The sequence below is a fragment of the Emticicia sp. genome, assembly GCF_049241225.1.
Taxonomy (GTDB): Bacteria; Bacteroidota; Bacteroidia; order Cytophagales; family Spirosomataceae; genus Emticicia.
The window spans coordinates 1-1,291 of record NZ_JBMLRC010000021.1 but is presented as its reverse complement, the minus strand read 5'-3'; the positions used below and the strand labels follow the sequence as shown (position 1 = coordinate 1,291).

Below are 1,291 nucleotides of genomic sequence, written 5' to 3'. Positions count from 1 at the left end.
AGATTTTTAGAGACACCAAACTCAATTCGGTATTTTTCGGAGAAGTAATTGCTGGCGAACACATGCCATGCCTTACGTATATGCTGGCTTTTAAAAACATGGAAGAACGTGATGCCAACTGGAAGGTATTCAGTGCAAACCCAGATTGGAAACGTATTTCGAGTGCTGCCGAATATGCCAATTCAGTTTCGCACATTATCCGAGTTTTCTTGGTGCCATTGCCTTATACTCAACTTTAAGACTATGAAAAAATATTTCATTTTTCTCTCAATAATGTGCTTAGTCTTGACATTGAAAGCACAAAACCAAACTTATGCAGAGAAATTAGGCTTCCCGAAAGGGGCAAAAGTAGTAATCATGCACGTTGATGATGTCGGGATGTCGTATGATTCAAATGTTGGTGCTATCAGAGCAGTTGAAGAAGGAGTTGCTACTTCGATGAGTGTCATGATGCCTTGCTCATGGGTGCCTGGTTTTGTACATTACCTTAAAAATCACCCTCAAATTGATGCTGGTTTACATCTTACGCTTACTTCCGAATGGAAAGATTATCGTTGGGGGCCGTTAGCTGGCAAGCCTACCGTACCTAATTTGGTTGATTCAGAAGGAGCAATGTGGCGAAGTGTTGAAGAAACCGCCAAACACGCATCGGCTGATGAAATAGAAAAAGAAATCAGAAGTCAGCTGGAGCGTGCAAGAGCGATGGGTTTCGAACCAACACACATGGACTCGCACATGGGAACGCTCTTTGCTCGTCAAGATTATTTAGAACGCTATTTTAAGGTTGGTATTGAAAACAAAATTCCTGTGATGTTTCCAGGTGGCCACGATACCATGATTATGCGTGATGGAGCAGCTGGATTGACTTTGGAGCAAGCTCAAAAAATTGGTAAGATGCTTTGGGATGCGGGTTTACCCGTTTTAGACGATTTGCATAATATCAGCTACGGCTGGACGATGGATAAAGTGAAAAATCCTGACGAAAAGGCTTTGCAAAAATACAAAACTCAAAAATATATTGAATCTTTCAAGGATTTGCAAGCGGGCGTAACTATGGTGATTATGCATTGTACTTCGCCAACTGAAGTTTTTGAACATATTTCTGATTCAGGAAATACTCGCCGTGGCGATATGCTGGCAATGATTGACCCTGCATTAAAAAAGTATATCCAAGAGAATGGAATCATTCTTACGACTTGGAGAGAACTGAAACAAAGAAGAGATAAAGTTAAGTAAGCAGCAGGGGTGGTATCAGATTTTATATCACCCCTTACCTCTAAAGCTACTACAT

The 1,291-nt window shown here is 41.0% G+C and carries 2 protein-coding genes; both read left to right on the top strand.

Translation table 11 applies throughout. The annotated features are described in order from the left end of the window. Positions 1–239 (top strand): NIPSNAP family protein (locus ACOVO2_RS01380; RefSeq protein ID WP_421768246.1); only part of this gene is annotated, 239 nt, incomplete at its 5' end. 4 nt (positions 240–243) lie between these two features. Beyond that, positions 244–1,236, top strand: a complete 993-nt coding sequence (locus ACOVO2_RS01375) for a polysaccharide deacetylase family protein (RefSeq protein WP_421768245.1) — start codon at positions 244–246, stop codon at positions 1,234–1,236. The last annotated feature ends 55 nt before the right edge of the window (positions 1,237–1,291 follow it).

What these genes read in the sequence shown, in the direction of transcription:
- ACOVO2_RS01375 (WP_421768245.1), top strand. Translation starts at nt 244, where the DNA reads ATGAAAAAATATTTCATTTTTCTCTCAATAATGTGCTTAGTCTTGACA.